The sequence below is a fragment of the Dorea sp. D27 genome (genome assembly GCF_001185345.1).
In the GTDB taxonomy this organism is placed as follows: Bacteria; Bacillota; Clostridia; order Lachnospirales; family Lachnospiraceae; genus Extibacter.
Genome location: NZ_KQ236743.1, coordinates 1079261 through 1098753 on the forward strand (window position 1 = coordinate 1079261; position 19493 = coordinate 1098753).

18 protein-coding genes are annotated in these 19493 nt (G+C 48.3%); 2 read left to right on the plus strand and 16 right to left on the minus strand.

What is annotated here, in order from left to right; genetic code table 11:
• Positions 1-22: 22 nt before the first annotated feature.
• The 3 genes from HMPREF0980_RS20010 to HMPREF0980_RS05145 form a co-directional block, all read right to left on the minus strand.
• Positions 23-241, minus strand: a complete 219-nt coding sequence (locus HMPREF0980_RS20010) for a hypothetical protein (protein ID WP_049728022.1) — start codon at positions 239-241, stop codon at positions 23-25.
• A gap of 102 nt (positions 242-343) precedes the next feature.
• Complete coding sequence (locus HMPREF0980_RS20015) at positions 344-718, minus strand: hypothetical protein (protein ID WP_049728023.1); 375 nt, start codon at positions 716-718, stop codon at positions 344-346.
• A gap of 53 nt (positions 719-771) precedes the next feature.
• Positions 772-2217 carry a phospholipase D family protein gene (locus tag HMPREF0980_RS05145; protein ID WP_049728024.1) on the minus strand — a complete coding sequence of 482 codons (1446 nt, stop codon included), beginning with the start codon at positions 2215-2217 and terminating at the stop codon, positions 772-774.
• A 175-nt stretch (positions 2218-2392) separates the two neighbouring features.
• Between HMPREF0980_RS05145 and HMPREF0980_RS05150 the strand changes: the two genes are divergently transcribed.
• The gene (locus tag HMPREF0980_RS05150; RefSeq protein ID WP_147629778.1) at positions 2393-2959 is read left to right on the plus strand and encodes a ferritin-like domain-containing protein; all 567 of its coding nucleotides are present in this window, start codon (positions 2393-2395) and stop codon (positions 2957-2959) included.
• A 95-nt stretch (positions 2960-3054) separates the two neighbouring features.
• Here the strand turns inward: HMPREF0980_RS05150 and HMPREF0980_RS05155 are convergent, their stop codons facing one another.
• From HMPREF0980_RS05155 to HMPREF0980_RS05180, 7 genes are all read right to left on the minus strand, one after another.
• Entirely contained in the window at positions 3055-3822 is a 768-nt protein-coding gene (locus tag HMPREF0980_RS05155; RefSeq protein ID WP_049728025.1) for a CAP domain-containing protein, read from the minus strand.
• 129 nt (positions 3823-3951) lie between these two features.
• Positions 3952-4752, minus strand: a complete 801-nt coding sequence (locus tag HMPREF0980_RS19395; protein ID WP_242847337.1) for a sensor histidine kinase — start codon at positions 4750-4752, stop codon at positions 3952-3954.
• Complete coding sequence (locus HMPREF0980_RS19400) at positions 4710-5225, minus strand: hypothetical protein (RefSeq protein WP_242847338.1); 516 nt, start codon at positions 5223-5225, stop codon at positions 4710-4712. The genes HMPREF0980_RS19395 and HMPREF0980_RS19400 overlap by 43 nt, the downstream gene beginning before the upstream one ends.
• Positions 5212-5889, minus strand: a complete 678-nt coding sequence (locus tag HMPREF0980_RS05165; protein ID WP_049728026.1) for a response regulator transcription factor — start codon at positions 5887-5889, stop codon at positions 5212-5214. Before HMPREF0980_RS05165 ends, HMPREF0980_RS19400 begins: the two co-directional genes overlap by 14 nt.
• A 7-nt stretch (positions 5890-5896) precedes the next feature.
• Complete coding sequence (locus HMPREF0980_RS05170) at positions 5897-6667, minus strand: ABC transporter ATP-binding protein (RefSeq protein WP_049728027.1); 771 nt, start codon at positions 6665-6667, stop codon at positions 5897-5899.
• 13 nt (positions 6668-6680) lie between these two features.
• A complete protein-coding gene (locus HMPREF0980_RS05175) occupies positions 6681-9059 on the minus strand; it encodes an ABC transporter permease (RefSeq protein WP_049728344.1) in 2379 nt (792 codons plus the stop codon).
• A gap of 204 nt (positions 9060-9263) precedes the next feature.
• Positions 9264-10376, minus strand: coding sequence for a GGDEF domain-containing protein (locus tag HMPREF0980_RS05180; protein ID WP_049728028.1), 1113 nt, complete (start codon positions 10374-10376; stop codon positions 9264-9266).
• A 343-nt stretch (positions 10377-10719) separates the two neighbouring features.
• Here HMPREF0980_RS05180 and HMPREF0980_RS05185 point away from each other — a divergent pair, with 343 nt between their 5' ends.
• Positions 10720-12792 carry a sensor domain-containing diguanylate cyclase gene (locus tag HMPREF0980_RS05185; protein ID WP_049728029.1) on the plus strand — a complete coding sequence of 691 codons (2073 nt, stop codon included), beginning with the start codon at positions 10720-10722 and terminating at the stop codon, positions 12790-12792.
• A 130-nt stretch (positions 12793-12922) separates the two neighbouring features.
• Here HMPREF0980_RS05185 and rlmH read toward each other — a convergent pair whose 3' ends face one another.
• The 6 genes from rlmH to HMPREF0980_RS05215 form a co-directional block, all read right to left on the minus strand.
• Positions 12923-13402: a 23S rRNA (pseudouridine(1915)-N(3))-methyltransferase RlmH gene (rlmH, locus tag HMPREF0980_RS05190; protein ID WP_049728345.1), complete on the minus strand. Its 480-nt coding sequence runs from the start codon at positions 13400-13402 to the stop codon at positions 12923-12925.
• A gap of 59 nt (positions 13403-13461) precedes the next feature.
• Complete coding sequence (locus HMPREF0980_RS05195; protein WP_049728346.1) at positions 13462-14238, minus strand: ZIP family metal transporter; 777 nt, start codon at positions 14236-14238, stop codon at positions 13462-13464.
• 162 nt (positions 14239-14400) lie between these two features.
• A complete protein-coding gene (gene gltA, locus HMPREF0980_RS05200) occupies positions 14401-15789 on the minus strand; it encodes an NADPH-dependent glutamate synthase (protein ID WP_049728030.1) in 1389 nt (462 codons plus the stop codon).
• Complete coding sequence (locus tag HMPREF0980_RS05205) at positions 15789-16676, minus strand: sulfide/dihydroorotate dehydrogenase-like FAD/NAD-binding protein (protein ID WP_049728031.1); 888 nt, start codon at positions 16674-16676, stop codon at positions 15789-15791. Before HMPREF0980_RS05205 ends, gltA begins: the two co-directional genes overlap by 1 nt.
• Before the next feature lie 139 nt (positions 16677-16815).
• Positions 16816-17997, minus strand: a complete 1182-nt coding sequence (locus tag HMPREF0980_RS05210) for an iron-containing alcohol dehydrogenase (protein WP_049728032.1) — start codon at positions 17995-17997, stop codon at positions 16816-16818.
• 200 nt (positions 17998-18197) lie between these two features.
• The gene (locus HMPREF0980_RS05215) at positions 18198-19487 is read right to left on the minus strand and encodes a chitobiase/beta-hexosaminidase C-terminal domain-containing protein (protein WP_049728033.1); all 1290 of its coding nucleotides are present in this window, start codon (positions 19485-19487) and stop codon (positions 18198-18200) included.
• Between the last annotated feature and the right edge of the window lie 6 nt (positions 19488-19493).

Sequence of the window (19493 nt, forward strand, 5' to 3'; positions counted from 1 at the left end):
TNTTTTCTGTACTTGTCATTCTCTACTGAATCAGCACCGCTTCCATAAGGACCGGCTGATGGTCCGTGTATTCAAACTCCACATCTATGTTCTTAAGCGCAGTTACCCTGATATTGTCCGACACGATAAATCCATCGATGACATATACTTGGGAATCATCATAATTGCCGCTGTACGGCGCATTTAACAGGCGACATGTAGGGACATTGTCTGAGACGGCAAAGGAAAACCCTTCCGGCATATCGTCCTTCCCCGCTGTCGTAAGCTTCCAGGTGGAAGTTGATAAGCACGAGCTCTCTGACCGTATCGTCCAGAGGGATTCTTGTCTCCAGCATGCAGCGTTTCAGATTGCATGGTAAGACCTCTTTGAATCCAAATCTACTCCCTGCAGAAAATATATGTCAGCATTCTGCTCTTCTAGAATGGATGATATTCCCTCCAGATTATGTTCCACGACTTCCCGGCTGTCTGGCATCACCTTTTTACCACCGTCCATAAAGAAGTCCTCCTCTTTGCCAAGGCCGGCATAACCTGTATTGTATGTCAGTATGGCAAATGATTCTCCAGCCTTCAGCTCCCCTGTCCCCTCTGACGGTTCCAGCTTTTCCACCGCCTCAGGACGGTACTCCCTGACTGTCAGGTATAAGACTGCCGCCGCTGCCAGGACCACAATCACAAGCGCAATAATTGCCACCGTCTTTCGTACTTTTTTCTTCATAAGCCCTCCTTTCTTCCATATCCCCAGTCCCGCATGTCTGACAGTCAAAACTATCACATGAGAAAACGCAGCCAGTTGAACAATGTCAGGACTTTGACCCTGAACTCCCTTTTGCTGCTGATATCCTGTCTTGTGACCCCTTCCGGTATGTCGTACGTATCTTCATCCAGCACTTTGACCGACTCTGCCTCATACTCCCTCATATACCCCTTCAGCTGGCTGTTTACACCTTCGCTGTCGATAACAAGCATGAGTTCTGTGTCCAGATAGGCGCTCCGCATATCCATATTGAAGGAACCGACAATTGAAATATCATCTCCTATCGTAATACTTTTTCCGTGATAGGACACGCCGCCTTCATATTCGTATACCGTAATCCCCGTTTCCAGCAGCTTCCCTTTATTCAGCTTATAGTCAGAAGCCCCAAAAGGATTTCCGTTGTTGGCGACCGAATTCGTCATCAGTGCAGCTTTTTTGCTTCCGGCACATACCGTTTTCAGAGACGCATACATCCAGTCGTTGCAGATGATATACGGGGTATGGATCGATATATCTTCTTCTGTGTCCTTCATAAGCTCTGTAAGCGAATAGAATACCCGGGGCTCTTTGGAATATACGTGGACAGGATTGGACAGCAGCGTAATCCTGTTCACTTCGAATGTCATCCCTTCATAGTCCGCTTTCTCATTAATCACAGGATATTTTTTCAACATATCGCTGTACCGCTGTTCGAGCTCCTTCTCTGCTCTTGATACTTCCCCGTTGGAAACGGCACCGGGACTGGCGTGAAACACTCTGCAATCATCCAGATTCCATACGGATTCAAAATATTCTTCCAGCTCGTGGACAGAGCTTCCCTTGTCCTGGGGAGAGCGGCTGTATACGAGCACATCTCTGTCATAATTCCTGTAACCGCTGTCACCGAGAAAATAATCATACGTATTACGTCCGCCAAGCAGATACAGTCCGTCATCTGCAATGACATATTTGTCATGAAGGCGTCCCATACTTTTCCACGGCATGAGCAGGTTGATTCTATTGTATACCCTGATTTCCACATTGCCTGTAGTCGAAAGGGCATAGAAGTACTCATTGCCGTCCATCTGCTGCAGCGCCGAAAAGCCGTCCACAAGTATCTTAACGTCAACGCCCCGTTTCGCCGCATCCATCAATGCGGCTATCATATCTTTACCGCTTTTGTCTGCATGAAAGTCAAACGTAGACAAAATAATCCGCTTCTTCGCCTGGCCAATCATCCTAAGCCGTTCCTCCAGCGCCTGTTCATTGTCTTCTATCACGCATGCCCTGTCACACGATACCTCGTCCGAATAGCAGTCCTTGGGATCAAACATCTGCTTATATTCCCGGCTCACGCCCGGCTGCATCGCGTAGGACAGAACCGTCCCAGCGATGACGTATGCGGCAAACAGGACTGTCGCGGCTAGTATGTATCTCCACCTGAACTTGAATGCCGGTCTTTTCGATAAACCTTTCTTCATATATCGTTCCTCATCCACCTTTCCTACGTAAGTTCCTCTACATCGGTTAATCATACCACTAAGCAGGGCTTTTTGCCACATTACACCTCTTGAATTCTTCAAATATCCGTATATATTTCGCTTTTTATTCATAGATTGTTTAGTCAGGAGCCTTAAAGTAAAAGGAGTGTATGATATGAATAATGATGTAAACCGTAACTGCGAATGCGAATGTAACGATGCCAGGCCCCAGGTGCCGAAAGAACCGTCTTACGCCGCTTCCGGTCCGTATCCTCCGGTCCGTATCTGTGAACGCAACAGAGCCTACGGTAGAATGATGCTCGATAATATGGGAGGCCAGAACTCAGAAATGTCTGCCGTAAGTCTGTACCTCTACAACAATCTGCTCATTGATGAAGACGAGCGCTTATCTAAGATTTTTCACAAGATCAGCATCGTGGAAATGCACCATCTGGAAATATTCGGTCAGATTGCAAGGATGATGGGCGAGAACCCCCGCCTCTGGACTTACCGCGGAAACCAGATGGCATACTGGACACCGGCCTACAATAATTATCCGATAGAAATCCGCCCTCTGCTTATCAACTCGTTGAATGGTGAGAAAAAAGCAGTCCAGAAATATGAAGAACAATGCCGGAAGATAAAGGACACACATATCGTAGAATGCCTGAAACGCATTATCCGGGATGAAGAGATACATATCCACATATTTGAATCGCTGCTGGAAGAATATTGTGGTTAGGGTAAATGCGGGAGATGTGCACTTTGCCAGCTTCCAAAAGAACTACAGGGAGATGCAGCTGCATCTCCCTGTAACTTTGTCTATCCATATGCATCTTAGTAAGTAAACAACTGGGTCCAGTAATTCGTTCCCTTTTGGTTCTGGTAGTGTCCCACGCCGATAGTCGTGTATCTGGAATTCATTATGTTTGCCCTGTGGCCCGGACTATTCATCCAGCCTTTCATCACCTCTTCCGGAGTCTTCTGGCCCCATGCGATATTCTCACCGGCACCGCGGAATTTTACTCCTTGTTCTGTAAGTGCGGTATTGAATCCTCTGCCGTCCGGTCTTGTATGTGAGAAAGAGATTTCAGTTTCTTTCGCTCGTACGAGCGCTGCTCTTGAAACATCTTCAGCCATCTTCAGCGCCGGAAGTCCTTCCTTCGCCCTCTCTGCATTGACAAGCGTTACCACCTGTTCTGCAAATGTATTATTGCTGCTGTCATCCTGACCCGGCTTGTTGTCCGGCTGGTCTGGCTTAGGCTTATCTGTATCCGGCTCATCTGTATCTGGCACATCCGGCGTACTCGGAACATCCGGCATATCCGGAGTCTCTGGAACATCGGTGTCGGGCTTGTTGTCCGGCCTGTTTTGTCCGCCGCCATTAATGCCAGGACAAAGTTTATTAATAATTTCTTCTATGTTAAGCTTCTGCTTCAGCTGGTCATCCGTAATCTCATTTACGCTGACACCGCTGCCACTCCCGACAATTACATATCCTTTTCTTACAGGTCTGTTCCCTTCTGCCGCATGTGATACTGCCGGCACTGCCATACTTGCTGTGACTGCAACTGCAGCCAATGTAATGAAAATTCTGTATTTCATCTTCTCCTCCTTCTGGTCTATATAATTGTTACAAATATATTACACATTTGTTACGATTTATATCCTACCATAAAAAGAAGCTTCGGCAACATGTAATATCTGGAATCAGCCTGACATTTCTGTCTCTGCCTAGCGGAATACTAATACAAATGCCATGCCGTCTTCGTCCTTCTGGGCAAATATTTCACCGTCCATCTTCCGCATAATCTCACGGCAAATATACAGACCCAGTCCGTTGCCCTCCATTCCCCTGCTGTTGGCCCCACGGAAAAAGCTCTCGAAGATATGATTGAATTCGTTGTCCGTCACTGGTTTGCCGGTACTGTAAATCCGTATGAGATGGCAGTAGTCTTCTTCAAAAAAAGAAATTTCAATCCTTCTTCCGTCCCCGTATTTGAAAGCATTTTCAAAAAGATTCCCGAATACTTCCAGGGCTCGTTCCAAATCCCCTTTCAGCAGAAGATTGTCATATGCCCCAACGTTCAAATCCACCATGCGGATTCTGCATTTCTCCCAATACGTGTCCAATACCCTGTCCATCAGGTCCTTTTGATAGAATTCGCCTTCCTTTATCTGGATGTCCAGGATATCTTCTCTGGAATTTTTCATGATTTCTTCCACATAACGTTCGATTTCCGCCGCCTTCTCACCAATCTGATGTGCCGCATGTATCCTCTGGGGTCCATCGCCGTACAGATTTTCTTCCAGTGCCTTCCCGTATAGCCGTATCGTATGCAGCGGCGTCTTGATGTCATGCGAAAGCGACAGCAGCATCGTCTTCTTCTCCTTCTCGAGTTCCAGACGCCTTTTCCTGGCGTATGACAAAGCATCCCTCAACTGGCTCATGCCCAATACGAAATCACCGAAGAACCGGCTTTTCTCTTCTGTCACTTCCCCGGACAGGTGGCCGTTCGCCAGTTCATACGGCATTTTTTCAGGCGGAGGAAAGGCCCTATCAGCCGTGATTTCAGATAGAACAGAACGAAAATGAGAGCAGCCCCCATGATACCGAGAGACACCTCCGTCAGCAGAAAAATCTTTTCCGCCTGAAAAGGCGGTTTTTCATAATCGAACCTCAGGAATCCTTTTAGGACACCATCTTTAAACAGGGGAACAACCTGGATTCCGAGCTCGTTCTTCTCCTCATAAAAAGCGGTCGACTTCTTTTCTTCCTTAAGCTGGTGTTCCGGCAGATAAGAGACTTCTTTTACGTGCCGGAAAGATGACAGGTCAACATCTTGCAGCAAAACCCCCTCCTGCAGGGCACCATATATCTTGTTTATTTCAATTTTATACTCAGCGCTCCGCACCGCAGCTGTACTGTATATTCCAATTCCTGCTGTAACGGCTGAAAATAGATAGATAAGGACTGCAGCCAGAATCACGGCATTATATTTCTTCATATCTGTAACCCACTCCCCAGACCGTCACGATCCGCTTCGGCTCTCTGGGGCATTCTTCAATCTTGGCCCGCAGCATTTTGACGTGAACCGTCAGTGTCTGGCTCTCGCTGAAACTGTCTGCCCCCCAAACCTTCCCGAATATATATTCTTTTCGGAGCGTTTTGCCCGGATTCCGGACGAACAGGAGAAGAAGTTCATACTCCTTTATATTCAGTTCCAACGGCCTGTTCTTCAGAGATGCCGTCCGTGCCTTCTGATCGACTGTAATCGCTCCGGAAGATATGAGCGCCGCTTCCTGACGGCCTTCCGTACGCTTCAGTATCGCATTTACCTTGGCGGTCAGTATCTCTGGCTCCACAGGCTTCTCCATATAATCGTCCGCTCCCAGTTCATAACCCATAAGCTTGTCCTGCTTGTCGGATTTCGCGCTCATGATAAGAATCGGCACGTTCTGCACCGCCCTGACTGCCCGGCATACGGCAAAGCCATCCATGCCGGGCAGCATGATGTCCAGAATCATGAGGCGCACGCTCCCCTGTTCGGCATACCGGAGCGCCTCTTCCCCACTGGCCGCATGCACGACGGAATATCCGCTGTCCACGAGAAGCTCCCGCAGCAGCCCGGCCAGTTCATCGTTATCTTCTACTAGTAATATATCAGCCATATTTTGCTTACCATCCCAGTTTAATAAGCCAGTCATTCAGTATTCGTTCTCTCTGTCTTGCATCTTTGGCCCCGTTCCAGCTGCCGAGCGCTATCTCATCCCTTATATTGCCATCTTCGATATACAGGACCCTGCTGCATCTGGACGCGACTTTCATGTCATGCGTCACGAGCAGAATGCTTGTTCCTTCTGCATGGATCCGGTTCAGCTCTTCCATTACTTCGTTAGAATTCTGCTTGTTCAGAGAACCGGTCGGCTCATCGGCAAATATGATTTTCGGATGATTGATGAGGCTGCGGCAGATGCATGCCCGCTGAAGCTGCCCCCCGGACACCTCGTTGATGTCGTTTCCGGCTATCTCGCTGATGCAGAGCTTCTTAAGCAGTATCTTCGCATAGTCATCGATACGCTCCCTGCCCTTTTTACTTCTTCCTTCCGGCGACTGGTAAGCCGGCAATACAATATTATCATATATAGACAGATTTTTCAGCATATACATCTGCTGGAATACAAAGCCCATCTCATTCAGCCTGATGTCGCTCATCTCGCCGGCCTGCAGATCCGACAGATTCCGGCCGAAGAATACCACTCTTCCTGCGGTCGCGCTGTCCATGCCGCTGACCGTATAAAGCAGTGTCGTCTTCCCTGAGCCGGACGGGCCCATGATGCCTACCATTTCCCCTTCTTCTATGTCCAGATTCACGTTTCTGAGCACATTAATATGGCGCTTATCGATTATATATGTTTTGCACAAGTTACTGACGTTCAATGCTCTCATTCTATCTCTCCTCCTATTCCAGATGATTTAATTCCCGTATGTCTATTTTCTTTATCTTGCCTGCCGCAAGATAGGCTGCAGCGACAATGCCCGCCAAAAGGATGCCCGGATACACGCCGTATACCTGCCACGATACGACCTGTATATCTACATCCGCACCCATAATTGCAAATATCGGCTTGAGCACCCACCGGTTGCTGACAAGAGACAGCGGGACGGCCGCCGCCATGGAGACAAGTGCGACTCCTGTCATGCGGAGCACCTGCCACACTTTTATGCTGCCATTTCTGAATCCGATGCTTTTCATCATGGCAATCTCTCCTTTTTCTCTCACGATAAAAAGCCTTTCCATCAGCAGGGTGATCAACATGATTACCCCGCACAGCATTCCGGTCATCGGTATCACCAGATCCTGCAGGGATTTCTGAATTCCTCCCACATTGCCGTCAACGAATTCCTGGGCAGTTAGCCACCCATAGGCAGGAAGTGCACTTTTAAGTTCTCCGGCCGTCTCTTCCTGTGATTGGTCCGTCTCCATATCTACCATGATGTTCCAGCAATCGAACATAGGCTCATCCCTCAGATCTATCTCAGGGTTTAAGCGGGCACTTTTCCCCATCTGCATATAATCGGAATAGGTTCCAGTTATGATAAGGTTTCTTGTTCTGCCTTCCATTCCGGTCTCTACCCTGTCTCCAATCTCCCATCCATTTTCCTCCAGAATTTTCTCTGAAAATGCAATCTCGTCCGGCAGCAAGGGAGCTTCACCTTGCTGATACGTCATATAGTCCGCGTTTCCGCCAAGCGGCTGGATTGTCATGATTTTGCTCTGCGTCCCGTTCTCCTTCTCTTTAAAAGAGAAGAAATAGATGGGAATGCCGGTGAGCGAAGCCTGATATCCTTTTTCCGCCAATTCATCCTCCACCCGCTTCATGTTTTTTTCCAGCTCGTGGCCAGTCTTAATGCTGCTTCCTCCCTGCCGCTCGATGTCTTCAACATATGCAGCACTTTCCGGATTGATAGCAAATTTTCCGGCCATCTCTGTGCTCCGCATCGTATTCAGCGTATTAAGCGGGATTGTTATCAGTATAAAGCTCAGACAGAAGGCTGCCATCAATATAAAGTATCTTTTCGTCTGCCGGACCATATCGTTCATTGCGAGGTACATCGGAACAGGAAGCCTTTTCCTCCGATGAAGGGTGAGCCCCCTTATCCGGCCGAAGCGTTCTCCCGTATGGCCTCCCCGTATGGCTGAGATGGCCGATATCTTATTCATTCTTCTCGTACAGCTATAGCAGAACAGCAGCACGAAGAATACGACAGCGGTCGTACAGAGCAGGTTTATGCCTATGTTGGCGCTGCTGTCTTCCATTATCATATTTTTGCTTACGCCAGCCACCATCTGCCTGCTGACCGGAACGCTGGCTGCAAAACCAACCAGAGCGCCGCCGCAGACGAGAGCGGCATATTTTGTCAGATATATTTTTTGGATTGCAAATTCTTTCAATCCAATCGCCTTCATGATTCCAATCTCCCTGTAATCCTCCTCAATGGTAAAAACGATGGTAAAGCGCAGCACAAGAAGAGCAATCAGAATCAAGCAGATTCCAATCAGGATGAGCAGAGCCGCCATGATCATATCGAACGAATAGGCCAGAGAATACGTATCTTTCGTAACTGTATTTATAACCGTGGAAAAATTCTGCCTGTTCAGTTCTTTTATAAACTGGTTCACTTCGGACGTGTCTATATAGTACAGACCGATCATTTCACCTTCGTTCTTGTCTGCAAAGCGTGAATATTCCTCCGGATTGACGAGGATCCTGGTCATGCCCACCATCTCGCTGCCGAAAGCCGCATCCTTCGTCTGTACTTTTATCCGGTATTCCCTGCTTTCGCCACCGACGTTTACAGTGATACGGTCTCCTTCCTTCAGACCGCTGCTTTCCATGACGGACGTGCTTAACGCGGCTTCGTCGTCTGCCAGCGCAAATTCTTTGCCGTTCCGGTCATAGACTTTGCAGTAGCGGGCATCCGTCGTACCAAGATACACGCCGCCGTTGAGATCTGGCTGTTCGTCACCTCCGTCTTTCCTAAAGGTGATATTCTTTTTTATGAGCGTAAGCAGCGTATTATAATCATATTCCTCGACGCCCGGCCCTTTATCGCCAATCCACTCCTCTAACGTTTCTTTCTCGCTGTCGCCGGTTATGACGAGATTGATATCCGGCACATTGGCATAATCCATGTAATATTCGACAGAAGACGTCACGACGAGTATATTGTTGACGCTGCTGGCCAGAAATATCGTTGCTATCATTATGAATAGAAAAAGTATTAGATTTACGCTTTTTCTTCGTTTCATATCCCTTTTTAGTATGTTTCGTATCATAATCCGTTCCCTTTCCATTTACTTGGCAGCTGCTGTACTTTGCTGCCTGCTGGGTACAGTATAGCGGATAGACTATTAAAAAATCCTTAAATATATAAAATACCATATGCGGCTCTTGTATGACCACGGATAAATGAGATTCCGTCGCCATAAAAAAAGAGCCCTGCACAATCTGTACAAGAGCTCCGTCCCAAGGCTTAAGGCTCAATCCCTATCCCTCTTGAATTCATACATACGCTTGTCTGAAAGTTCCAGCAGTTCAGAGATGCTCTCAGCCTCATCCGGATATTTGGCCATACCTACAGATACTCCGAGAAAATCCATTTCATCTATCCTGACCTTGCCCGTATTCAGCTCTTCTATCTTTTTATAAAGCATGGCATCACAGGTCAGGCCGATGAACTCATCACCTGCAAATCTGAAAAACTGATCCTCTTCTTCGGAACACTCCCTCAGCATATCTGAAAATGCCCGCAGATAGCGGTCTCCAGACGCGTGCCCATAACGGTCATTGATAGATTTGAAATCATCCAGATCCAGAAAAATAAGGTAAAATGTCCCTTTCTCCGATGCCATCATATCCAGACTGCTTCTCAGCGCGATGCGGTTTCCAAGCTGCGTAAGACGGTCAATCCTTGTAAGCTCGCTCAGTTCCTGATTGTCGTCATCCGCCCTCAGGTAAGATACGCACAGGCTATATGATAGGATGATAAAACAAAGGAGGAGCATATAGACGAACAGCTTTCTGAGCATGGAGACATCCATTACCATCGTATTATTGTAGGCGATAATCAAGAGGAAGCTGACAATCGTATAGCGTATGAGCAGATTTTTCTGTCTCTTTCCCGCCTTCTGTATATAGCTGATAAACTGATGTTTAGAAAAGCGGAGGTACATCGGAAATGTCAGTGCATACAGCAGTGTCTGGGCCGCAAGGACCGTCCCGGCAAGATAACTCTCGTCAAACAGGTAGCCGATTCTGACTGCCATGGCAAATCCGGCAAGTCCGTACGAGAATGAATAAAACGCGATTATGATCCTGCTTTTGACATCGCCTGCATAGTTTACGAGCGCCGGGATAAAATACAGCACTCCCAAAACCATCAGACGGCCATTGCCATTGCCGTAGTCCGGCAGCCTCACTGCTACAAATACCATAAAAAGCATCAGCAGCAGTGTGATGGCCACATATAGCCCCAATGACAAGAACAGGCTGTGCTTCTTGCGGGAAAGTGTCCAGATAGCTATAAATTCAACACTAATAATCTCTAAAACTGTCAAAACATTAAATACCATGTCCATACGTATAAACTCCATCCAATCCCTCCTGCCAGCGTCAGTTTACAAGGCAGCGGAACGGGGCGGACGTACGCCGACAGACATTAACGCCGCAAAAAGCCAACAATAACAGTGCAAGGCGTGTGTTCTCTCGTAAGCTGACGCAAACATATGACTTTATTATACATCAGCACCCTCTATATAGCCAGTTGAAAATCGACATGCGGTGTTCCATTTATTTACAGCATGATACGTAGTACTGCCTGTGTCATACAGGCGTATTCGGAATATATTAATATACCAATATAATTATGCATGATACAGCTTCAAAGCTGTAGCATGGCTATCAGCTTTCACTACAAAACCTCTGGGAGAACATAAAATGGTTGTAAAAAATATGATGCAGAAACTGACGGAACAAGAAAGGATAAGTAAAGATATTCTGATTCAATTATTTGAAGAAACATTCAACGCAGGTGCACTATGCTGCAGAAACGCACCGGGATACCCTATCCTGTCGGCCAAAGGGAACCTCCCCTCTGTTCTTGGCTATGACACGGAGGAATCGCTGCTGCAGGATAATGCATTGTTTGTCGGCCTCGTCTATGAAGAGGACAAAGATTCCGTGATTACGGTAATCGAGAAAGCTGTTGCTGAAAGCAGCAGCTTTTCCATTGAATTCAGATGCCGTACCACTGGCGGCATGCCGGTGCCGCTGTGCGGTGCTGTCATTTACCTGAAAAATACCGGACATATACTCTTATCTTTTATCAAGACTGACGAGACTATCTGGGACCGGATATTCCGCCTGCTTCCATGCGGAATCTGCCGTGTAGCTGCGGATAATGTATTCACGATACTGCAGGCCAATGAAATCTATTATGACATATATGGGTACACGTCTGCAGACGCGGCGGCGGCCGGCTTCACGGATGAGAAGTTCATTATCCACCCGGATGACTTCGAGACGGTCCGGCATAAGGTGGCGCGCTGTCTGGAACTTATGGATAGCCCTACCTTTGAGATAGAGCACCGGGTAATTATGAGAGACCACAGTACCGGATGGGTGCTCGTCAAGGGATATATCGACAAGGCGGGCAGTGATTACTGTCTCAACTGCGTGCTGCTTGACATCTCCGACCGCAAGAAAGCGGAGGAAGAGCTGCGAATCAGTGAAGAGCAGAACCGGATTGCATTCCTGTCGACAGATAACTATATGGACATCTATGATGTAAAGACACATGTTCTGGAACATCCTTACGACGATGGCGAATATGAAAGGCCAAAACGGCTGGAAAATGTACCTTACAGCATAATCGCCGCAGGCCAGATTGAAGGCGACAGCATAAGGGATTATATGCAGTTGTTTGACTCAATGAATAGAGGGAATCCTGAAGGCCGATGCACGATACAGATGGCCGGCAGGGATGGGGGTGCTTTCGGCTGGTATGAGATAAAATACCGTCTGATTTTTGATAAATGTGGCAGCCCGGAACGCGCTATCCTTTCCTATAAAGATGTGACATCACAGCGGGAAAAGTCGTTTGCCTACGAGAAATGGAGCCGATTCTTCGAGCAGCAGAAAGCCAACAGCCTTGGCTATTATGAATATAATCTGACAAAGAATCTGTATGCCGGCAGCGAAGACAGCCTTTTGAACACGCTTCCAAGGCATATTCAAAGCTTTACGGAAGCTGTCAGCTACTATTTTGAACACTGTGTGTATGAAGAAGATCAGGAAAAATACTTGCGGTTCTACAGCCGCGACAGACTTCTGTCCGCATATTATTCCGGCACGAAGACGGATTATATCGAATACCGCCGTAAAAGGGACGGAGGCGCTATTTTCTGGGCGTCAGGAACGGTACAGCTCATATCCGATCCTTATACTGAAGATGTCCGCGCATTTATCCTTGTCCAGGACATAGATGAGAAGATACAGAAGCGTATCCGTCTGAAGAATCAGATTGAAATCGACTCTCTCACCACGCTCTTCAACAGGGGGACAGCCGTCAAGAAAATTACTGCCGGCCTGGCGGATAAGGACGCCGGCTCCCGCTCAATGCTTGCTATGCTGGACGTAGACCACTTCAAAGAAATCAACGACGCTTACGGACATCAGTTTGGGGACCGGGTGCTCGGCGATATTGGGAAAGTCCTGTCTTCGATGGCAGATACGCGTGATGTGTGCGGAAGGTTGGGTGGTGACGAATTCATCCTCTTCCTGACCGGAATATCTTCCACAGATGCCGCAGAAAGCAGGCTGCTTGATATAACAAGCTCCCTGAACATCGAATACGCCAATCCGGGCACCGCTGTCTCTGTCAGTGTAGGCGCGGTCTATCCATGCGGCGGCCTTACGTTTGATGTCTCCTATTCAGAGGCGGACGCCGCCCTGTATGAGTCCAAAAAAGGCGGGCGAAACCGATTTGTTCTTAAACGCAGAATCCCGTAACAGCAGGGAAGCGGATAGACGCTACTGTCCATCCGCTTCCCCGCAACATTTTTAGCGGTATGGCATCTTACCCGTTCTAAATCCTTTTTGTCTGTATATTATCATTTATTCTTTAATTTGCAAAACATATCTACTTATGATATGGCTCACCGTTCATAATCCGATAGCTTCGGTATATCTGCTCCAGCAATATGACGCGCATCAGCTGGTGCGGGAATGTCATATTGGAGAAGCTCAGCTTGTAATCAGAACGTTTTGTAACAGCCTCATGAAGGCCAAGAGAACCTCCTATGACAAACGTGATGCTGCTCGTCCCGTCAATCCCGAGCCTGCCAAGCTTGCGGGACAGGACGGCGGAATCTGGCTGCTCCCCATCAATCTCCAGCGTAATCACATAGTCTGTTTCTTTGATGTGCTTCAGCAGGCGCATAGCTTCCTTCTCTTTAATCTGGCACTCAAGCGCCTCTCCCGCCTTATCCGGCGTCTTTTCATCCTGGACCTCGATAATGTCCAGTCTGCAGTAGCGGCCAAGACGCTTCTTAAATTCATCGACCGCCTGCCGGTAAAATCTTTCCTTCACTTTTCCAACTGCAAGTATCGTAATATGCATGTACTTCATTTCCCTTCTTCCGTATATCACATACCTGTGGCACGATTATCTCTGTCGTATCAGCCAAGAGCCACATCGAGAACCATCATAAGCACGAACCCTAATGCAAATCCGATAGTGCCTATATTGCTGTGGCTTCCTTCTGCCGATTCGGGAATCAGCTCTTCCACCACGACATAGATCATGGCTCCGGCCGCGAACGCCAGCAGATAGGGCAGTATCGGCGTGATGTAGGCCGCCAGGAGAACGGTGATTCCCCCTGCTATCGGTTCCACGATTCCTGACATCGTACCGTACAGGAACGCCTTTCCTCTTCCGTTGCCTTCGCTTCGAATCGGCAGCGATACGATGAAGCCCTCCGGCAGATTCTGTATCGCGATTCCGATAGACAGCGCAAAGGCCCCCGCCACCGTGACATTGGTGTTGTGGGTCAGCAGCCCGGCAAACACGGCACCACTTGATATACCTTCCGGTATATTATGTATGGTGACCGCAAGCACGAGCATGGTGGATTTCTTCAGTGTACACTTTGGCCCTTCCGTCTCGTCGCACCCGATGTGCAGATGAGGGATAGCCCTGTCCAGAAGAAGCAGAAATGCGATACCGATGACGAATCCCACGGCCGCCGGTACGAATGCAAATCTGCCCATGGCTTCGGACATGTCCATGGCTGGTATGAGCAGCGACCATACAGAAGCAGCGACCATGACGCCGGCCGCAAATCCGAGCAGCGCTTTCTGAATCAACGGCTTCAGCTCTCTTCGCATGAACAGAACGCACGCCGCTCCTGCGGTCGTGCCGATAAAAGGAATCATCAGGCCCCAAAATATTGTCATATATATTAAACCTTCTTTCTTAATTGTAATTTTCCACATAATCATACCATATTCACCGGCAGCGGTATAGGGTAAAATTCAAGAAGAAAATGTGGCGTAAAAAAGGACCGCGGCGCCTTATTCAGGCAGCGGTCCCTTATACGTCATAACGGTGTTTTGTATTTATTTGTTGCTCAGCAGCTCATGGATTCCTTTCGCGCCTGCTTTACCGGCTCCCATTGCAAGGATTACCGTCGCTGCGCCTGTAACGGCATCTCCGCCGGCATATACGCATGCCTTTGTTGTCTGGCCGTTCTCTTCTTCTGCCACGATGCATTTTCTCCTGTTAGTCTCCAGCCCTTTTGTTGTGGATGCAATCAGCGGATTCGGAGAGGTTCCAAGTGACATGATGACAGTGTCAAGCTCTATCTCATACTCAGATCCCGGAATCTCCACGGGACGTCTTCTTCCTGAAGCATCAGGCTCGCCCAGTTCCATCTTGATTACCCTCATGCCGCATACCCATCCGTTTTCATCAACGAGGATTTCCTTTGGATTCGTTAGGAGGTTAAAGATGATCCCTTCCTCCATCGCGTGATGTACCTCCTCCACTCTGGCCGGAAGCTCGGCTTCGCTTCTCCTGTATACGATGTGTACTTCAGCGCCGAGACGGAGGGCTGTCCTAGCCGCGTCCATCGCCACGTTGCCACCGCCTACGACTGCAACTTTCCTGCCGGCTGCAATCGGCGTGTCATAGCTGTCATCGAACGCCTTCATCAGGTTGCTTCTTGTCAGGTATTCATTGGCAGAGAATACTCCGTTCGCAGTCTCACCCGGAATTCCCATGAACATCGGAAGGCCTGCACCTGAACCGATAAACACAGCCTCGAATTTTTCTTCTTCCATGAGCTGGTCAATCGTAGTGGACTTGCCAATTACGACATTAGTCTCAAACTTAACTCCAAGCTCTTTTACCTTTTCAATCTCTTTCTTAACTACCTTCTCTTTCGGAAGACGGAATTCAGGTATACCGTACACAAGGACGCCGCCAAGCTCATGAAGCGCTTCAAATACGGTCACGTCATATCCCATCTTTGCCAGGTCGCCGGCACACGTAAGCCCTGACGGGCCGGAACCGATAACGGCAACCTTATGGCCGTTCGTCTTTTCCGCCTTCTGAGGCTTGATATCATGCTCCAGAGCATAATCGGCCACAAAACGCTCCAGTTTTCCGATGGAGACGGGTTCCCCCTTAATCCCGCGGATGCATTTGCATTCACACTGGGATTCCTGAGGACATACGCGTCCGCAGATAGCCGGAAGCGCCGAGGACTCTCCTATCACCTTATACGCTCCTTCGATATCCCCTTCTTTTACTTTTGAAATAAATCCAGGTATATCGATTGCGACAGGGCAGCCCTGGATGCATTTCGCATTCTTGCAGTTCAGGCAGCGGACTGCCTCTTCCATCGCCTCTTCTTTATCATATCCGTAGCAGACTTCCTCAAAGTTAGTCGCTCTTACCTTTGCCTCCTGTTCTCTGACAGGAACTTTCTTCAATACATCAGCCATTAGTTGTCACCTCCGCAGTTGCCACATCCGCCGTGATGGGTGTCGCCTTCTCGTAATTTCAGCAGCGCTCGACCTTCCTGTGTCTTGTACATCTGCTGTCTCTTCATCGCCTCATCAAAATTGACGAGATGTCCGTCAAATTCCGGACCGTCAACACATGCAAACTTTATGTCTTCTCCCACATGGAGGCGGCATGCTCCGCACATTCCGGTTCCGTCTACCATTATCGGGTTCATGCTGACGATGGTCGGAATGCCGAGCTTCTTCGTCAGCAGACAGACGAACTTCATCATGATCATAGGGCCGATTGCCACGCAGACATCATATTTGTTCCCTTCTTCTACCAGCTTCTCGATCTTTGTCGTGACCATGCCTGCATGGCCGTATGTACCGTCATCCGTACAAGAATAGTAGTTGCCTGCCACAGCCTTCATCTCGTCTTCGAGGATGAGCATGTCTTTTGTTTTGGATCCTACGATGACATCCACATCCACTCCGTGCTCATGGAGCCATTTTATCTGAGGGTACACAGGGGCCGCGCCGACACCTCCGCCAACAAACAGCATCTTTTTATTTTTCAGGCTCTCGATGTCCTCATGTATGAAATCAGACGGGCAGCCGAGAGGGCCTGTGAAATCTCTGAAAGAATCTCCTGCTTTCAGTCCGGCCATCTTTTCCGTGGACGCGCCTACTGTCTGGAATACGATCGTGATTGTTCCGGCTTCCTTGTCATAGTCACATATCGTAAGTGGGATCCTCTCCCCTTTTTCATCCATTTTCACGATGACAAACTGGCCCGGCTCGCAATGCCTTGCGATACGCGGCGCTTCTACGTCCATAAGATAAATCTTATCAGCCGGATTTTCGGCTTTTAATATCTTGTACATCTCGTTTCCTCCTAATATTTAATACTTATTCCATAATAATGCATATATTACGAAATATCAAGTGGCTTATTTGCCTGGGTGACAAATATCCTCACTAAAAAACAGGCGCTTTACGGCACCTGTCTTCTATTTATTTATGTTAAAAATCGACTTCTGTTCCGTCATATATGCACGTAAATAACTTTTCCATGGCAGCCGGATCAATCGGGCGCGGGTTAGAACCTGTACATGCATCGCCGACGGCAAGCTCTGATATGTTTGCAATCTTTTCCTTAAACTCGTCTTCCAGGATGCCGAACTCCTTCAGTGTCTTAGGAATGTCGAACTCTGCATTCATGGCATCTATCTTCTTGCACAGGCTGTTGATCAGCGCTTGCTCAGATGTTCCGTCAAGCCCCATTCGGCGCGCGATTTCGGCATATCGGGACGCGGCCGCGGCATCCTTTGCATTATATTTGATCACATATGGCAGATACATGGCATTGGCACATCCGTGGGTGATATGGCCAGTGGAAAATGCCGCCCCCGTCTTATGAGCCATAGAGTGCACGATGCCGAGCAGCGCGTTTGAAAATGCCATTCCCGCAAGACACTGTGCATAGTGCATCTGTTCCCTGGCCGTCATATTTCCATGATAGGAGGCAGGCAGATAGTCAAGTACCATTTCAATCGCCTGCAGTGCAAGAGGATCCGTGAAAGCACAGTTCAAGGTTGAGACATAAGCCTCAATCGCATGTGTCAGCGCGTCCATCCCCGTATAAGCCACCTGCTTCACCGGGAGCCCTTCCACCAGTTCAGGGTCGACAATCGCCACGTCCGGCGTAATGTTAAAATCAGCAAGGGGATATTTTACTCCGGTTTCATAGTTTGTGATAACTGAAAATGCCGTAACCTCAGTTGCGGTCCCTGATGTAGATGGAATCGCCGCGAATTTTGCCTTCTGCCTCAGTTCAGGGAAGTTGAATGGAATGCAGAGATCCTCGAAGGTCGTGTCTGGATATTCGTAAAAAGCCCACATGGCCTTTGCCGCGTCTATTGGCGATCCTCCACCCATGGATACGATCCAGTCAGGCTCGAACTTACGCATAGCCTCCGCGCCTTTCATGACAGTCTCTACGGACGGATCTGGTTCCACTCCTTCAAACAGCTCAACCTCCATCCCCGCTTCCTTCAGATATCCAACCGCTTTGTCCAGGAATCCCTGGCGCTTCATAGAGCCGCCGCCCACGACAAGAATCGCTTTCCTTCCCTTCAGATTCTTCAATTCTTCCAGACAGCCTTTTCCATGATAAACGTCTCTTGGTAATGTAAATCTGCTCATTGTCCGCATCTCCTTTTGAATTATTTGTTAATTATTTATCAATATATGTATATTATAGTCCTGTTAAATAATTAACGCAATACCATAAATGGAAATTCTTGCATTTATTTTCGTACAATTTGATAAATTTTGAAAGGGGTCAGACCCCCGGCGTGCCGGGGGTCTGACCCCTTTCAAAATTCATTATATTGTCTGACAATTTATTCTGGTTCGTACATATAGTTTCTTGTCGTGACTCCGCTCGTACGTCCTTTGCCGTTTACAAGGACAGCCTTGAATATCGTCTCGCCCTGAGGCATGTCTATCGGACCTTCGTACTTTGTGGATGCGGTAGTCGGCTCGCTTTTATCCATCGTATAATAGGCTTCGTAGCCATCTGGCACTTTGATCTCTATCTGCATGGCCGTGCTGTATTGCCCTGTGGACGGGGATACGGCCGGGGCATCCTCTACCGGCAGCTCTACGGTAAATGTCTTCTTCACCGGCAGGCTTGGCACGCCCTCTTTGTTTACAGCGATAGCCGTGATGATGTTCTCGCCTTCTTCCAGATGGATCGGTTCTTTGTATTTCTCACTCTTTGTGTCAGGCTCGCTTCCGTCGGTCGTATAGTAGACCGCCTCTTCGTCAGTCTTGAGCGTAAGTTCCTGCACTTCTTCAAAGGTCTCTTTGTCGTCCAGGCTGAAAGAGGGTCCGTCTATGATATATCCGCCCAGCCTTTCCGCCACGTTGTCTGCCACGTCCTCGAGAAGTACGGGAATCTGCATCTTCTGGTCTGTATCCATGTAGAAGTCCACACAGGCTTCGTAAAGATCTGCATTTTTCGTCTGCTTGTCTATGGCATTTAAGAATACGTCTTCTGCCTTGTCCAGTTCATCCTGGGATATATATACTTTGGAAAGGCCCGTATAAGCGTCCGCTTTTTCCGGCTTCTTGGAAATGGCCTTTTTAAAATAGGTCTCCGCCTTTTCGTATGCTTTCTCTTTTTGTGCACTGTACCCTTTGTTCACGATGCCTTTGTAAGAATTCTGATAGCACACGATTCCAATCGCCACAGCAGCAACGACAAGCACAGCCAGGATGATGAGAGCTTTCCTGCGCTTTTTCCGTTTGAGGGCTTTCCGCCGCTCCATCTGCCTTCTGCGCTGCTCTTTTTCTGACATCATCCTGCCTGTCGTATTTCTGCCCGTATTCCGTCCGGTGTTCCGCCCTGCGGGGTTTCGTCCGGTATTCCTCCCTGCATTGGTGTTCCGCCTTGCGCCCGTGTTCCGGCCGGTGCCCGTATTTCTGCCCCTGGCGGTCATGTCTCCCGTAAACATGTCATAATCACTGTCGGACAAGGCACCTTCCTCATCATTGATAGACACCTTGATCTGTGCCGTAAGCATATCGTCTAAAGGATTATAGTCGGGAACAATGCGGACTTCCTTTCCACATGCTTCGCAATATAACATACCTTCCGGTATTTCGTGCCCGCAATACCTACATTTCATCTTTAC